Source organism: Domibacillus sp. (assembly GCF_031181085.1).
Classification (GTDB): Bacteria; Bacillota; Bacilli; order Bacillales; family Domibacillaceae; genus Domibacillus.
The window spans coordinates 13,861-28,550 of sequence record NZ_JAPSLE010000001.1 but is presented as its reverse complement, the minus strand read 5'-3'; the positions used below and the strand labels follow the sequence as shown (position 1 = coordinate 28,550).

15 protein-coding genes are annotated in these 14,690 nt (G+C 43.4%); 8 read left to right on the top strand and 7 right to left on the bottom strand.

The genetic code is table 11. The annotated features are described in order from the left end of the window. Positions 1–464: 464 nt before the first annotated feature. The 3 genes from RIN81_RS00215 to RIN81_RS00205 all read right to left on the bottom strand — a co-directional run bounded on the left by RIN81_RS00215 (position 465) and on the right by RIN81_RS00205 (position 4,154). A complete protein-coding gene (locus RIN81_RS00215) occupies positions 465–2,423 on the bottom strand; it encodes a transglycosylase domain-containing protein (RefSeq protein ID WP_309086782.1) in 1,959 nt (652 codons plus the stop codon). A gap of 203 nt (positions 2,424–2,626) precedes the next feature. Then, on the bottom strand, positions 2,627–2,806 hold the full coding sequence (locus RIN81_RS00210; protein WP_309086781.1) for a twin-arginine translocase TatA/TatE family subunit: 180 nt from the start codon (positions 2,804–2,806) through the stop codon (positions 2,627–2,629). 106 nt (positions 2,807–2,912) lie between these two features. Next, positions 2,913–4,154, bottom strand: coding sequence for a dicarboxylate/amino acid:cation symporter (locus RIN81_RS00205; RefSeq protein WP_309086780.1), 1,242 nt, complete (start codon positions 4,152–4,154; stop codon positions 2,913–2,915). A 275-nt stretch (positions 4,155–4,429) separates the two neighbouring features. On the opposite strand from RIN81_RS00205, the gene RIN81_RS00200 reads away from it, so the two are divergent. Both RIN81_RS00200 and RIN81_RS00195 read left to right on the top strand, forming a co-directional pair. Next, positions 4,430–4,849: a low molecular weight phosphatase family protein gene (locus RIN81_RS00200; protein ID WP_309086779.1), complete on the top strand. Its 420-nt coding sequence runs from the start codon at positions 4,430–4,432 to the stop codon at positions 4,847–4,849. 94 nt (positions 4,850–4,943) lie between these two features. Then, a complete protein-coding gene (locus tag RIN81_RS00195; RefSeq protein WP_309086778.1) occupies positions 4,944–5,762 on the top strand; it encodes an EcsC family protein in 819 nt (272 codons plus the stop codon). Here the strand turns inward: RIN81_RS00195 and RIN81_RS00190 are convergent. From RIN81_RS00190 to RIN81_RS00180, 3 genes are all read right to left on the bottom strand, one after another. Then, positions 5,759–6,436 (bottom strand): TrkA C-terminal domain-containing protein, encoded by a 678-nt coding sequence (locus tag RIN81_RS00190; RefSeq protein ID WP_309086777.1) that lies wholly within the window; start codon positions 6,434–6,436, stop codon positions 5,759–5,761. The genes RIN81_RS00195 and RIN81_RS00190 overlap by 4 nt on opposite strands. A 52-nt stretch (positions 6,437–6,488) precedes the next feature. Continuing rightward, positions 6,489–7,802 (bottom strand): SpoVR family protein, encoded by a 1,314-nt coding sequence (locus tag RIN81_RS00185; protein ID WP_309086776.1) that lies wholly within the window; start codon positions 7,800–7,802, stop codon positions 6,489–6,491. 118 nt (positions 7,803–7,920) lie between these two features. Continuing rightward, positions 7,921–9,654 carry a phospho-sugar mutase gene (locus RIN81_RS00180; protein WP_309086775.1) on the bottom strand — a complete coding sequence of 578 codons (1,734 nt, stop codon included), beginning with the start codon at positions 9,652–9,654 and terminating at the stop codon, positions 7,921–7,923. Positions 9,655–9,860: 206 nt separating this feature from the next. Between RIN81_RS00180 and RIN81_RS00175 the strand changes: the two genes are divergently transcribed. Beyond that, on the top strand, positions 9,861–10,277 hold the full coding sequence (locus tag RIN81_RS00175) for a disulfide formation protein C (protein ID WP_309086774.1): 417 nt from the start codon (positions 9,861–9,863) through the stop codon (positions 10,275–10,277). A gap of 4 nt (positions 10,278–10,281) precedes the next feature. Further along, the gene (locus tag RIN81_RS00170; protein ID WP_309086773.1) at positions 10,282–10,758 is read left to right on the top strand and encodes a thioredoxin family protein; all 477 of its coding nucleotides are present in this window, start codon (positions 10,282–10,284) and stop codon (positions 10,756–10,758) included. Between the two features lie 35 nt (positions 10,759–10,793). On the opposite strand, the gene RIN81_RS00165 is transcribed toward RIN81_RS00170, so the two are convergent. After that, positions 10,794–11,153, bottom strand: a complete 360-nt coding sequence (locus RIN81_RS00165) for a DUF5365 family protein (protein ID WP_251270596.1) — start codon at positions 11,151–11,153, stop codon at positions 10,794–10,796. 92 nt (positions 11,154–11,245) lie between these two features. On the opposite strand from RIN81_RS00165, the gene RIN81_RS00160 reads away from it, so the two are divergent. The 4 genes from RIN81_RS00160 to RIN81_RS00145 all read left to right on the top strand — a co-directional run bounded on the left by RIN81_RS00160 (position 11,246) and on the right by RIN81_RS00145 (position 14,607). Further along, entirely contained in the window at positions 11,246–12,154 is a 909-nt protein-coding gene (locus tag RIN81_RS00160) for an RluA family pseudouridine synthase (RefSeq protein WP_309086772.1), read from the top strand. Between the two features lie 77 nt (positions 12,155–12,231). After that, positions 12,232–12,819, top strand: a complete 588-nt coding sequence (locus RIN81_RS00155) for a DUF47 domain-containing protein (protein WP_309087476.1) — start codon at positions 12,232–12,234, stop codon at positions 12,817–12,819. A gap of 13 nt (positions 12,820–12,832) precedes the next feature. Further along, positions 12,833–13,831 carry an inorganic phosphate transporter gene (locus RIN81_RS00150; RefSeq protein WP_309086771.1) on the top strand — a complete coding sequence of 333 codons (999 nt, stop codon included), beginning with the start codon at positions 12,833–12,835 and terminating at the stop codon, positions 13,829–13,831. 164 nt (positions 13,832–13,995) lie between these two features. After that, the gene (locus RIN81_RS00145) at positions 13,996–14,607 is read left to right on the top strand and encodes a nitroreductase family protein (protein ID WP_309086770.1); all 612 of its coding nucleotides are present in this window, start codon (positions 13,996–13,998) and stop codon (positions 14,605–14,607) included. Positions 14,608–14,690 lie beyond the last annotated feature (83 nt).

The window sequence follows — 14,690 nt, the reverse complement described above, 5'->3', positions numbered from 1 at the left end:
CAATAATCTGTAAAAATCATTTATTAAATCTGAAAATTAAGTTTATATTGTGGTCACAATAATACCGCTCTTTTCGACTTTGGTCAACACCTTTTCTGTCAAATTTTCTGACAAGACTAAATTATTTTTAAAGTTTCTTTTTTGTGAACGCTTCCTGCTATGTATATGTAAAAAGCCAGGCGAATAATCATTCAGATTAGAACGGCAGAAAAATAAAATGATTTGTTAAAGTACCTTTTTGTTTTTGCATGCTAGAAGCGCGAAATGTTTTGGGCGCACGGCCTCGCTTTTGCATGGGGGGGAGGTATTGGATTCGTATCCGGCGTTATGCGGCTAAACCGGCTTGAACTGGCCTGCTAGTCCCATAGGCGGCTGCCCCTTTTCCACAATGGAAACGTTCATAAAAAAAGACTGACGACAAAGTCGTCAGTCTTAGGCGGAATGAATAAACATCCGGCTTTCGTTTAAAACCATTCGTTCCATTTTTCTACGATTCCATCATACCAATGTTCCTCTTCGGCCTTTGCATTGTCATCAATGGCGTCTACGTCAAACGAAGTTTCTCCGATGTAAGGAAGAATCTTAGACACAACTTCACCAAATAGCGGTACAGCCCCGTCCGAACTGTTGGTTGTCATGTAATTTGTTTTACTTACTTCTTCTACGCCAACCCAGACAGCCCCTACCAGGTTTGGTGTGTATCCGACAAACCATTGGTCTTCAGTGCCGTCAATGCCTTCGATCGGTACTTGTGTAGAACCGGTTTTCCCGGCAATGTCTACTCCATCTACCTGGGCGCGTTTGCCGGATCCCCTCTCTACTACCCCGAGAAGCATGGATGTCATTTCGTCTGTTACTTCTTTTGACGTTACTTTAACTTCCTTCGGCTCCCATTTTGGCTTGATTTCTCCTTCAGGGCCGATAATTTTTTGAATGAAAAATGTTTCTTTTCGAACACCATCATTTGAAAACGCTGAATAGGCTTCAGCCATTTGAAGGGGGGACACACCAGGCGTAATGTCACCAAGGGCTAACCCCAGCTTTGGATCTTTTGCCTCAAGGCCAAAACGCTCTAAGGAATTAACGCCTTTTGAAAGGCCAATTTGGTCTAAGAGCCAGACGGCCGGCACGTTCGCTGACTTTTCAATTGCCCGGTACATTGGCATTTCTCCTTCATACGTATCACTGTAGTTAGACGGAGAATACGCACCTTCACCTTTTCCAAAAGACATTTTTTCATCCACCAGCATATCGGTCGGTTTATAGCCTTCTTCAAGAGCAGGCGTATATACAGCCAGCGGCTTGATGGTGGAGCCTGGTGACTTTTTCATCTGAGTAGCAAAGCTGAAGCCGCGGAAAACGTGTTCGCCCCGCCGGCCGACAACACCTAAAACGCCGCCGCTTTTTGGATCCATTAACACAGCCGCGCTTTGTGTATCTTCTCCGTTGACTGTTTGAGGGAAAACTGTACTGTTTTCATATACGTTTTCCAGCCCGGCCTGTACGTTTTGGTCCATCGCTGTATAAATATTGTAACCTTGCGACAGGAGATCGTCCTGCGTTAAACCGTAGCGTGAGATCGCTTCATTGATGACAGCATCGGCGTAATGAGCGTACTTTCCTTTCAGCGGATCACCGCTTGCATCCTTGAGCGTTACTTCTGTATTGGCAGCTTCGTCTGCTTCATTCTCGGTAAGATAACCGTATTTCACCATCTGATTTAACACAACCTGGCGGCGGTCGACTGCATTATCCATGCTGTCGATCGGATTGTAACGTGATGGCGCCTTTACCATTCCGGCAAGCATAGACGACTCCGCAAGAGTCAGCTCGGAAACGTCTTTTCCAAAATATCTTTTAGCTGCGTTTTGCACTCCCCAAGCTCCATTTCCGAAATAGCTTGTATTCAAGTACATTTCTAAAATCTCTTCTTTTTTGTATACTTTTTCAATCTCAATGGCGAGAAACAATTCTTCTATTTTCCGCCGGTATGTTTTTTCCGGCGACAGAAGCGCGTTTTTCGTCAGCTGCTGCGTCAGCGTGCTGGCTCCCTGTACCCTTGAACCTGCCATAAGGTTGGTAAAGGCAGCACGGAAAATGCCCTTTACGTCAAACCCGCCATGTTCGTAAAAACGATTGTCTTCCACTGCCACAATCGCTTCCTGCAGATGCTCCGGCATTTTTTCGATCGATACACTGTTCGTTCGGGTTGCAGACAGCTTACTTGCTTTGTCTCCGTCTCTATCATAAATAATGGTTGACTGTGAGAGTCCTTGCTTTAATGTTTCCACGTCGGCGGATTTCATAAAATAAAAGCCTGCACCAAGGCCTGCCAAAACAACGATTGCAGCAAGCAAAATAGCAATTTGGGTCAGGTGAAACTTTCGCCAGAGAGTTTGGATCATTCTCATAACTACTTTCATTTTGTTTGGTTCCCTTCTTTGTGATACATGCGGCCTTTTCTCATTTTAAGCACATTTCGCTAAATTGCAACGAATATGATAAAACTGGCTCTGTTTTCTAGTACGGAAGAGAGGCTCAAAAGTTACATGCCTTTTTTTGGTACATAAAGCAGCTATCTGACTGCCTCCATAAAAAAACAAGCAGTGCGCACGGCTCTGCTTGCTTATTTTGAATCTATTTTCTTTTGTTCATCTGTATCGTCGTCCATAACGTTTTTCATGCCGCGCTTAAACTCATGAAGCGTCTGGCCGGCGGCGCGGCCAAGCTGTGGCAATTTTTTTGGTCCAAATAACAACAAGGCGACAATCAAAATAATGGCAACTTCGCCAAATCCAAGGTTCATGTGTTTAGCCCCTTTTCTTTGTTGATATGCTTATTATAAAGGATAAACGGCCCTTTGAACGAAAAAAGAGAAACAGATTTGTGTCTATTTCTCTCTTTACTCGTTCCTAGGCGCGGCCAACCGATTGAAGGTTTCTATTTTTTTCTGTTTCCCCGACGTACAGAGCGCATGCTGCATCACCAGTGATATTAACAGCCGTCCGTGTCATATCAAGCAGACGGTCAATTCCGATAATTAAACCAATTCCCTCAACCGGCAGTCCGACACTGCCAAGTACCATCGCCAGCATAATAAGCCCGACACCGGGTACACCGGCTGTTCCAATACTGGCCAAAACAGCTGTTAGGACGACAGTCGCCAGTTCTCCCATTGTAAGATCAATTCCATACGCCTGGGCAATAAACATGGTAGCTACGCCCTGCATAATAGCAGTTCCATCCATATTAATGGTAGCACCAAGCGGCTGTACAAATGAACTGATTGGCTCGGGCACCTTTAGCTCCCTTTGGGCTACTCCCATGGAAACAGGCAGCGTCGCATTACTGCTTGATGTACTAAACGCGACTCCCATTGCCGGAGCAAACTTTTTAAAAAACCAAAGAGGATTTTTCTTCGCCAAGAAAGCAACGGTGCCTCCATACGTCACTGCAGCATGAATAAATAATGCCGATAATACAACAAGCATATAAGACCCCATTGCCAAAATGGCATCCCAGCCCTGCGTACCAATCGCTGTTGCGATTAATCCAAAAGTTCCATATGGAGCAAACCGCATAACAAGCCCTACTAAGTACATCATGATTTCATTTCCCTGGTTCACTAAACTGAAGATGCCTTTTGTTTTGTCGCCAAGCGCAGTCAAAGCAAAGCCGATAAAAACGGCAAATACAATTAATTGAAGCATATTCCCTTCTGCCATCGCATTGATGGGATTTTTCGGAATAATATTCATAAGTGTTTCACTGACAGGCGGTGCTTTTTCTGCGGAAAACTCAGCGCCCGCTGTATCAAATTCTCCTGCTGCTCCTGGCTGAATAACAGCGGACAATGTCAAGCCAATTATAATTGCGATACACGTGGTAACTAAAAAATACCCTACCGTCTTTGCACCAATGCGGCCTAATTTTTTCGGGTCTCCAAGACCTGCCGATCCAAGGACGATTGAAAAGAAAACAAGCGGTACAACAAGCATACTGATCAGACTCAGGAAAATCTGGCCGATAGGTACGAACAGATACGTATTCAGCACTTCAAACACATTTGGTGCAGTCAAATTTAACAGAAGACCGACAATCGCACCAAGAACAAGCGCTGCAATAATTTTAGTCGTTAAATTTCTTTTTTTCATTTATCCACCCCTTTTCAGCTGTACAAATTCTTTTTTCTTTACAGAAGAATATGTAAAAAATAATGTTCTCTCTAACAAATAACTTACCACTTCGCCCAAAAATCTAAACCTCCATTTTTGTCTGCTTGTTAATTTTATTCCGCTTCACTATATAAAACTTTAGGATAGAGCTTTAAGAATTACACTTTGTGCAACGAATTTTTACAGGAGCGCTTATCTTTATAAAAATCGGGGTATAAAGGAATATAACCACCACGTCAAAGGGGTCAACCGGTATGAAAAATAAAACCATTTTATTTCTGTCACCGTTTAATCATTTGAGCATGATGGCAGAAGGATGGGCGGCAAGATTAAATGAGCCCTCCTGGAATGTAATCAGCGCCGCTTGCTCATGTGCAGACTATGACGCCCTTCCTGTTAAGGCGATGAAAGAAGTAAACATTGACATCGAGAGTAAAACACCGCATTCGCTGAAGCCTCAGCTTGTGAATGAGGCTGACATCGTGGTTGCTATTTATGATTTTCAACGTGATAGCCTTCCTGCTCTTTTGAATGAATCCGAGCAGAAAATGTTACGATGGAATATATTCAATCCCATACATTGTGATCATCTAACAGATCGATGGGCCGCTTACCAGGAAGTATGCGATGAGCTTGCTGTAAAGATACAGGAGCTTAAAAAACAACTCATTTAAATCTTTACGCCTTTGCGATTGGGCCAGCGAGGGCATTTTTTTTTGAAACTAAATTGTTTAGCGTCCGTATAACTCATTTAGAGAGGCAGGGATTATGACTATGGAAACAAAACAAACACTGATCGAACAGCTGCAGCAAATTGGACAGTGGGAAAAGGATCAAAAAGGATTGTGGATTTGGGATCGTGCCGCCCGCCTTCCTTTTGCCATTCTTGACAAACTGACTCCTTCTTTTATTCAGCGAAAAATCGGCTCGCTGCTGGATGAAATCGGCTATTATATTCAAAGTGGCGGCAAGTATTTAACGAGGCAGGACAGCATCTTAAAAAAGCTGGAGCGTAACGCTGAAATACCTGTTCATTCGATAGAAGACGTAAAAAAACTGCCGATTTCCGTTATGGATGATACTGCTTTTTCAATTCAAAAATCGCACGCAGGTGCCGCTACCTTTCAAGGAGCTGCAACAGGCATTGGAGGCATCTTTACGCTGGCGGTTGATATCCCTGCCACATTGGCGATCTCTCTAAAAATGCTTCAAGAAATTGCTGTGGCTTATGGATACGATCCTAATGAGCGGGAAGAACGGATTTTTATTATTAAATGCCTGCAGTTTTCTTCCTCCGATATTGTTGGGAAACGGGCTATTTTAAAAGAAATTGCGAATTATGCTGATCGGGGGAGCAGCAAAGAAATGATTTCGCAAATGCAGGGCTGGCGGGAAGTGGTGCTTTCCTACAGAGAGCAATACAGCTTAAAGAAAGTGTTTCGCCTTGTACCCGTAGTCGGCATTGTTTTCGGAGCGCTGTCAAACCGCTCAATGATTGAAGAATTGTCCGATACCGCCATCATGCTTTATAAAAAACGGCGTATTTTGGAGAAACTAGCAGAAACCGAATCAGACACCCGTCCTTAATGCGGGTCGTCTGATTCGGTTTCTTTTGTAAGCTTCTCGATCACCTTTTTATTCCCGTATAAGTACAGCTTGTCGCCTGCCTGAATCGTTTCCTCGGTTAAATCCTCGCGTACATTTACTTCTCCTCTTTTAATAAATAACAAATTGGCGTCATGCCCATGCTCAAAGACATCATCCACTTTTTTTCCATCGAGCCTGGTGCCTTCTTCTACCACTACATCTGTTACAATGTCATCTTCTCGAAGAAAAAGCGCTTCTTTCACCGGAAGTTCAGAAATATCCAGGTTTTTTTTCATCTCGTGTTTAAATCGATGCTGAAGAAGCTTTTTGGTCAGCGGTGTTTTGCCCAAAATGTAAATGGCCAGCAGCATAGAACTAATAATCACCAATTCTTTCAAGCGCAGGTCATTAGCTAAAATATTGGTAATCGCCGAGATAATAACGGCCAATGAAAAAGCACCGAACAGAATGAGAAACATACTGATTCGGCGTCGTATAGGATGATCAATAATAAGCTGTGATTCATCTGTTGTAAATCCGGTGCCTGTCAGCATGGAAATCGCCTGATACCGGGCTACCTCTTTTTCCAGTCCTGTTAAGTGAAACGCAATCACAGATATTTCAATGACAAGCACTACAATTACCAAATAAAGTGAAATAAAAATAAATCCCATATCTTGCTGCCTTCTTTCCGGAACGGCTTTTCTTTCAGTGTTCCCGAAGGCATTAAGCGGTAAACATGCCGCCATACTTCCTTTTTAACCCATCTTTTCCATAAGTGAAAATAGTCGTCCGCCCATCAATAACAGTTGTTAAATGAACAGGTTTCCCCCATAACGTATAGAGATTTGGAATGGTTTGCTCCAAATATCCAACGTCCAGCTCTTTTCCTTCATACGCATGTAAAATATGCAGGTCTTCTTTTCCGTCTGTGACGTAAAGAGAAGGGAATCCTCCGTTTACTTTTGAGGAAACAAGCTGATCCTGCACCGACGTCCACTCCTTATCAGTGATCGTCCAGTGGGATCCTTTTTTCTCAAACAAATACAGATCCTCCTGCTCCACAAATTCTTTCGTCAAGTAGTTACGCAGAAAAGAAATATCGGATTCTCTGGCACGGATATCAAATAAAATTTCGCGGTTTCCATATTGTTTTTCAATATACTCATACAATTTAACCCCAAGATAATAAGGGTTGATACCCATTTTAGACGGCTGCACAACATCCGCATTCAAACGCGCATATTCAATGGCCTCAGATTCTGTTAAGGACAGCTCTCTCATAATCTTCATATGCCAGTAAGAGGCCCAGCCTTCATTCATAATTTTTGTTTCCATCTGCGGCCAGAAATAAAGCATCTCCTGCCGAATTAACATGACAATTTCACGCTGCCAATCTGTTAAAATCGGACTGTTCGCAGCGATAAAAGCAAGAAGGTCTTTTTCAAAAAATGTTTCCTCTACTTGCTTGGGAGCCGATTCTTTTTCCCAAAGATCGTCGTATTCGTAACGGTGAGTGAATGGCTCGTCGATTTGATGAGAGCCGATGTGTGCCAGGGGATCTACATGCTCCTCAATGGATAGAACAGCGTCAAGAAAAGCTTCCACCTGCTCAATTCCATGTTCATCTGTTAACTGGTTGATCCGCTCTGCTGCAGAAGCCATTGATTTTTCCATTTGGTTGTTTGTTTTTTCAAAGTGGACATTATTTTTAAAAAAGTCCGAGTGGGCTAAAACATGGGCAACAATAAGCTTGTTTTGAACGAGTGAGTTTGTATTGAGCAAAAAAGCCTGGCATGGATCTGTATTCATTACCAGCTCGTATATTTTGCTGAGCCCCATCTCATAGTGGAGCTTCATTTTATAAAATCGTTTCCCAAACCGCCAATGCGAAAAACGGGCAGGCATTCCATAAGCACCAAAAGTGTAAATAATATCTGCCGGGCAAATTTCATAACGCATTGAATAGAAATCAAGCCCGAATCCAGCAGCAATATCTGTAATTTCTTCGATTGCATATTGAAGATCAGCATGCTCCATCCGAATCCCCCCTGAATTTATGTGTATGCGTACGCCCATTAAACATGAAAAAAGAGGCGGATTTCATCCGCCTCTTTTTTATATGCTGCAGCTTAAAGAAGCTGCCAGCTCTTGATCATTATTTCAACATTTCATTTACACGCGCCATGAAATCTTCTTGAACGAGTGCGAGCTTTTCCGTTACTTCTTTGAACGAATCGGCTTTTACCCCAAAGTAAAATTTCACTTTTGGTTCTGTTCCCGATGGACGAGCGCACACCCACGTTCCATCTTCAAGGAAATATTTTAATACATTTGAAGAAGGCAGCTCGATCGGCTGTTTTTCATTCGTAGCAATCGCCGTACGTTCCCCTGTCTGATAATCTTCTACGGCTTCAACCCGGATGCCTGCAATTGATTCAGGCGCCTGCGCGCGGAAAGAAGACAGCAGCCCCGCAATTTGCTCTGCCCCGTCTTTTCCTTTTAACGTCAAAGACTGAAGGCCTTCCTTGAAGTAGCCAACACGCCCATATAAATCCATCAATGCTTCATGCAGCGTTTTCCCCTGCTTTTTATAGTACGCGCATGCTTCAACAGCCAGAAGCGCTGCCTGCACGGCATCTTTATCACGGGCAAAATCGCCAATTAAGTATCCATAGCTTTCTTCATAACCAAACAAGAATGTAAATTCGCCTGATTCGTTATACTGCTCAATTTTTTCGCCGATAAATTTAAAGCCGGTTAACACGTCTTCGCATGAAACACCATATTGAGCTGCTGCTGCACGTCCCAGCTCAGACGTTACAATGGTTTTAAAAATGCGGCCGTTTTCAGGCAGTGTGCCTTTTTCTTTTTTGCGAGCCAAAATATAATCCACCAGCACAGCGCCTGTTTCATTTCCTGTCAGCAAAACATATCCGCCGTTTCCGTCTTTTACAGCGACACCAAGACGGTCTGCATCAGGATCTGTCGCAATCAAAATGTCCGCATCCACTTTTTGTCCATCACGGATAGCCAGTTCAAACGCTGCTTTTTCCTCGGGATTTGGAGATTTTACGGTTGAAAAATTGGCATCTGGCTGCTCCTGTTCAGCTACAACAGTCACATTTTGATAGCCAAGCGCCTCAAGTGCCTGGCGTACAGGCTTATTACCAGTACCGTGAAGAGGAGAAAACACAATATTGACGCCGGATTCTTGTGCTGCTTCCGGCCACTCTGAAATAGTCACAAGATTGTCCACATATGCCTGATCGATTTCTTTCCCGATCATTTGAATTAGTCCCTGTTCTTTTAACAGTTCCTCATCTTTTACCTCGATCTGGAGTTCATCACCTGCTGCGTTCACTTTGTCGATGACACGATCAGCTGCTTCCGGAGCAAGCTGGGCACCATCCGGCCCGTACACTTTATAGCCGTTGTACTCAGGCGGGTTATGGCTTGCCGTAATCACGATACCAGCAAAAGCATTCAGCTCACGTACGGCAAAAGACAATTCCGGTGTTGGGCGAAGCTCGTCAAAAAGATATGTTTGAATACCTGCTGAAGCGAGTGTTTTCGCACTTTCAAGCGCAAACTCCGGTGATTTATGGCGAGAGTCATAGGCAATCGCTACACCGCGTTTTTTCGCTTCTTCTCCTTGTTCCGTTATGTAAGCTGCCAAACCTGCAGACGCTTTTCGAATCGTATATACATTCATCCGGTTCGTGCCGGCGCCAATTTCGCCGCGCATGCCGCCCGTACCAAATTCAAGATTTTTGTAAAAAGCATCTTCTAAACTTTTTTCATCTTCTTCGATTGAAAGAAGCAGTTCACTCATTTCTGTATCAAGTTCCGAATAGTTTTTCCATCTTGTATATTCTTCTTTCCAGGCCACAGGCATTCCCTCCAAAACTATGATTTCCTATATCATACCATCTGTTGTTCTTATTTCACAGAATTATTAACGGTAAACCTCATTCATTTCCAACCAAAAACAACCAGGATATAGGAGACGAGACACTCAGAATGTTTTACTTTTCTTCTTTATTCAGACTATAATGCTAATGTTCAGCAATTATTTTCATGATAGGCGGGGATCTCATGCAAAAAAAAGAAAACCTGCTTTTCACCGCATGGGCTGCTTCATTTACAGCCATGCTAGGCAGTCTTTATTTCTCAGAAATTGCCGGCTATGAACCTTGTGAGCTTTGCTGGTATCAGCGTATTTTGATGTACCCTCTCGTATTAATTCTTGGGATTGCGATCGCCAGAAGGGACACGAAAGCCGCTGTTTATTCGCTCGCGATGTCTGGTATTGGCGGTCTTATTTCCCTTTACCATTATGGCATTCAAAAAATCGATTTTTTATCGGATGCTGCTCCTGGCTGCGGCCGGGTGCCGTGCACAGGGATGTATATCAACTGGTTCGGGTTCGTTACCATCCCGTTTCTCGCGCTGACTGCATTTACGATTATTTTCGTGGCGAGCTTGTTGATTCTAAAAAGAAAAGGGGCGTAAATCATTGAAGAAAGTGATTATTTTTGCGGTGGTTCTCGTTGCTGTTTTTGGCGCGATTGCCATTGTAACGCAATATCAAAAAGAAGAAGCATCGAAAGGAAATCCATATGGCAAGGATGACCTTCGGACTGAAACGGTCAAGCAGCTGGATGACCCGAACTACCAAAATATTATCCTGCCTGATGATCTTGAGAAAAAATTAGAGGACGGCGAAGATGCGGTTGTTTATTTTTACAGCCCGACCTGCCCGCACTGCCAGGAAACCACGCCTGTTTTGATGCCCATTGCGGATGATGAAAATGTAGAAGTACTTCAGTATAATCTGCTTGAATTTGAACAAGGCTGGACAGACTATGGGATTGAATATACACCGACACTTGTTTATTTTGAAAACGGGGTAGAAAAAGACCGCCTTGTCGGCAGCCAGCCGGAAGCGGAATGGACTACGTTTTTAAACCAGACAAAAGAAAATAAACAATAAAAAAAACGGCCTTCCCTAGATGGGAAAGCCGTTTTTTATTTTGAAAAAGTCGTCCGCTTCTGTTCAATAAAAAAGGACAGCGGAAATGGAAAAGAAATCTGATAACTTTGTAATGTATGAATACTTTCCGTAAATAATGCTTCATATTGAGTAGAAAGAGATGAGGTTTCTAGGATGGAAATAATCGTATTGAGTGCTGTGATTACACATGAAGCATCGTGCAGCGATTCTACTTGTTCAAGTTGTTTATCATCCAGCGAAAAAAGTTTTTCTGCTTCGATCTTTTCAATAAGATCAGACTGAATGTAACGTGGAAATACCTGTTTCGACAAATAAGAGCACAATGTTTTAATTTTCTCTTCTTGTTCAATGGTTGAAGACATAAGTATGGACATGGTTTGCAGCCACCTTTAGTTGCAGTCTCCTATCAGAATACCATACAATTCTTAGAGAGAAAATAACTATTTACTAGAAAAGGATGAACTTCATGCATACAATTCGACAAAATCAGCACTGGGTAATGTATATAAATGCAGAGCTGGATGGTTCAACCATTGAAGCGATTCTCTCAGAAAAATGGCAGCTTCCGAAAAAAATGATTCATTTATGGCGAATGGACCGTTCTATTCTTTTGAATGGACAGCCTGCAAATTGGCGGCAGCCGCTTGAGCAGGGCAGCTCTTTGGCCTTTCCTTTTTTCAAACCCGGTTCATTCGGCGCTGAACCTGTGCCTCCCTCGCCTTCCATTTTATACGAAGATGATCATTTGGTGGTCGCGGATAAACCGGCCGGAATAAAGACCCATCCGAATGACCCCGATGAACGCCATACGCTGCTCAACGGTGTAAGCTATCACATGTCAGTGAAAGAAGACACTCTTCCTGTGCGGCATGTCCACCGCCTCGATGTAGGAACAAGCGGAGCTGTTTTGTTTTCAAAACATGAAGCGGCTTATGCCGTGCTCTCCCGCCTGCTTGAGCAAAAAGAAATTTTTCGCACATACTATGCAGTAGTGGACGGGCCTGTGGCAAAAAAAAGCGGCACGATAAAAAAAGCAATTGGAAAAGACCGTCATCATCCGACAAGACGGCGGATTTCCCCGAACGGTCAAGCAGCGGTTACTCATTTTGAACGGGTGGCCGTGCAAGATGGCCGCTCCTTGCTAAAGTGCCGGCTCGAAACAGGCCGCACTCACCAAATTCGTGTTCATCTGCCCTCGATCGGCCACCCGATTTCTGGAGATGTATTGTACGGCGGAAGCGGGATTTCTCCCCATCCACTGTTGCATGCAGCAAAATTAACAATTCCTCACCCATTTGTAAATGATTGCGTAACCGTCTCGGCTCCTGTGCCAGATTCAATAAAAAAGCTTTTTTTAACGACATTTTTCGAGTAAAATAGGAAAGTTGAGATTATTTTTAACTATTTCAGGAGGTTGTGAACGTGTTTAAACCGAAAAAAGATAAATTTTCAATGTTGCTTGAATCCATCGCGTTAAATTTAAAAGAAGGTGCAGACTATTTCGCTGAATATAAGCTGAAAAATGCTGGAGATTTAAAAATCTTTTCAGATGAGATGAAACGCTTCGAAACAAAAGGCGATGACCTTATGCATGAAGTGATTAAAGAATTGAACCATACTTTCATCACACCAATTGAACGTGAAGACATTCTGGCGCTGGCAATGAGCATGGATGACGTGCTGGACGGACTTGAAGCTACAGCAGCTATGTTTGAAATGTACTCTGTCATTAACGCGGACGAATACATGCTGAAATTTGTTGATGCGATCCGTTCTTGTGCAGAGGAAATTGTTTTAGCTGTTGAGCTGCTTACTGTTAAAAAGCTGCAAGTGATCCGCACACATGCTATTAAAATTAAGGAATATGAGACTGTTTGCGACGGAATTCTTCGTCAATCGATCAAACATATTTTCACAATTGAGAAAGATCCGATTCGCTTGATCAAGATGAAAGAAATTTACGAAAATCTTGAAGAAATTGCGGACTATTGCCAAGACGTCGCCAATACACTTGAAACCATTATTATGAAAAATGCATAAGGGGTCTTGACAGTTGGATACATTATTTCTTATTACTATTTTGATTGTTATCTTCGCGCTTGCGTTTGATTTTATTAACGGGTTCCACGATACGGCTAACTCGATTGCAACAGCTGTATCGACAAAAGCCCTTACGCCGCGGCGCGCTATTATACTGGCCGCCTTTATGAACTTTTTAGGCGCCATGACGTTCACTGGGGTAGCAAAAACGATCACAAAAGATATTGTGGACCCGTTTATGCTTGAAAACGGGCTGGTTGTCATCTTAGCAGCTTTAACCGCTGCCATTTTTTGGAATCTACTTACATGGTACTACGGTATTCCGAGCAGTTCATCTCATGCCCTTATCGGCTCTATTGCAGGAGCGGCGATTGCAGCTGCCGGATTCCAGGCATTAAATTACGGCGGCTTTTTCAAAATTCTTCAAGCGCTTATTATCTCGCCGCTGCTTGCTTTCGCGATCGGCTTTATCGTGTATAGCATTTTTAAAGTCGTATTTAAAAACAACAATTTGGCGAAAACAAACCGGAATTTCCGTCGGTTCCAAATTGCGACTGCTGCTCTGCAGGCTTATACACATGGTACGAATGATGCACAAAAAGCGATGGGGATCATTACAATGGCGTTAATTGCCGGTAACTACCAGCAGTCAACAGATATCCAGCTGTGGGTACAGGTTTCCTGTGCGCTGGCAATGGGGCTTGGTACGTCAGTCGGCGGATGGAAAATCATTAAAACCGTTGGCGGCAAGATTATGAAAATCCGCCCAGTCAACGGTGTAGCGGCCGATCTTTCATCTGCAATGATTATTTTTGGCGCCACGCTTATTCATTTGCCGGTCAGCACAACCCATGTGATCTCTTCTTCTATTCTTGGTGTTGGTACTGCCCACCGTGTTAAAGGAGTTAAATGGGATACTGCTCAGCGCATGCTGATCACCTGGGTCATCACACTGCCGATAACTGCTACTATCGCAGCCATCAGCTACTATATACTGAATATCTTTCTCTAAGCTGAACCAGTTTCTGGTTCAGCTTTTTTATACAAAATCCGATTTCTTGACGAATGAACATATATTGATTAAAGTGAAAAGCGAATATCACTTACGAAAAGTAATAGATGAACCATTTTTTCGCTTTTATGGCGAAAAATGACGATATAGGGGGATTTTTGTTTATGTCAGATTTTTTTGAAGTAGCCCTTGGCCGCCGTTCAGTAAAAGTATACGATCCGAATGCACGTATATCAGAGGAAGAGTTAACAGAATTGCTTCAAGTAGCAGGACGGGCACCATCTGCGTGGAATTTGCAGCAATGGCACTTCCTTGTTTTTCACGGAAAAGACGTGCAGAAAAAACTACTGCCAATCGCCTACAATCAGCAGCAAATTGTGGATGCCTCTGCTGTTATTTGCATTATGGGTGATTTGCAAGGCAATTTAAACGTGGATCCGGTTTTTGATCCACAGGTTGAAAGCGGCGAAATAACACCTGAGCTAAAAGAAATTTTAGCCGGCCAAATTAACGGAGCTTACAACCGCGCTGAGTACCCGCGCGACGGGGCCATTTTAAATTCATCGCTGGCTGCTATGCAGTTTATGCTGGCTGCACGGGCAAAAGGATATGACACATGCCCAATTGGCGGCTTCAATGCTTCCGGGCTGGCAGAAGCGTTTAACGTGCCTGCACGTTACCTGCCAACGATGCTGATTACAGTCGGTAAAGCCCTTCAGGAAGGCCGTCCTACTGACCGTCTTCCGATCAACCAACTGATTACCTACGCAGAATAATTCAAAAGCCGCCTCTCGTAGAGAGCGGCTTTTTGAATTGCCTCTTGCACCTCCTGCAGAAAACGTCTAGTATTAACAAGGGA

Excerpts from the sequence above, each read along its gene's own strand:
- RIN81_RS00215 (WP_309086782.1), bottom strand. The coding sequence starts at position 2,423 with ATGAAAGTAGTTATGAGAATGATCCAAACTCTCTGGCGAAAGTTTCAC.
- RIN81_RS00210 (WP_309086781.1), bottom strand. The coding sequence starts at position 2,806 with ATGAACCTTGGATTTGGCGAAGTTGCCATTATTTTGATTGTCGCCTTG.
- RIN81_RS00205 (WP_309086780.1), bottom strand. The coding sequence starts at position 4,154 with ATGAAAAAAAGAAATTTAACGACTAAAATTATTGCAGCGCTTGTTCTT.
- RIN81_RS00200 (WP_309086779.1), top strand. The coding sequence starts at position 4,430 with ATGAAAAATAAAACCATTTTATTTCTGTCACCGTTTAATCATTTGAGC.
- RIN81_RS00195 (WP_309086778.1), top strand. The coding sequence starts at position 4,944 with ATGACTATGGAAACAAAACAAACACTGATCGAACAGCTGCAGCAAATT.
- RIN81_RS00190 (WP_309086777.1), bottom strand. The coding sequence starts at position 6,436 with ATGGGATTTATTTTTATTTCACTTTATTTGGTAATTGTAGTGCTTGTC.
- RIN81_RS00185 (WP_309086776.1), bottom strand. The coding sequence starts at position 7,802 with ATGGAGCATGCTGATCTTCAATATGCAATCGAAGAAATTACAGATATT.
- RIN81_RS00175 (WP_309086774.1), top strand. The coding sequence starts at position 9,861 with ATGCAAAAAAAAGAAAACCTGCTTTTCACCGCATGGGCTGCTTCATTT.
- RIN81_RS00165 (WP_251270596.1), bottom strand. The coding sequence starts at position 11,153 with ATGTCCATACTTATGTCTTCAACCATTGAACAAGAAGAGAAAATTAAA.
- RIN81_RS00160 (WP_309086772.1), top strand. The coding sequence starts at position 11,246 with ATGCATACAATTCGACAAAATCAGCACTGGGTAATGTATATAAATGCA.
- RIN81_RS00155 (WP_309087476.1), top strand. The coding sequence starts at position 12,232 with ATGTTGCTTGAATCCATCGCGTTAAATTTAAAAGAAGGTGCAGACTAT.
- RIN81_RS00145 (WP_309086770.1), top strand. The coding sequence starts at position 13,996 with ATGTCAGATTTTTTTGAAGTAGCCCTTGGCCGCCGTTCAGTAAAAGTA.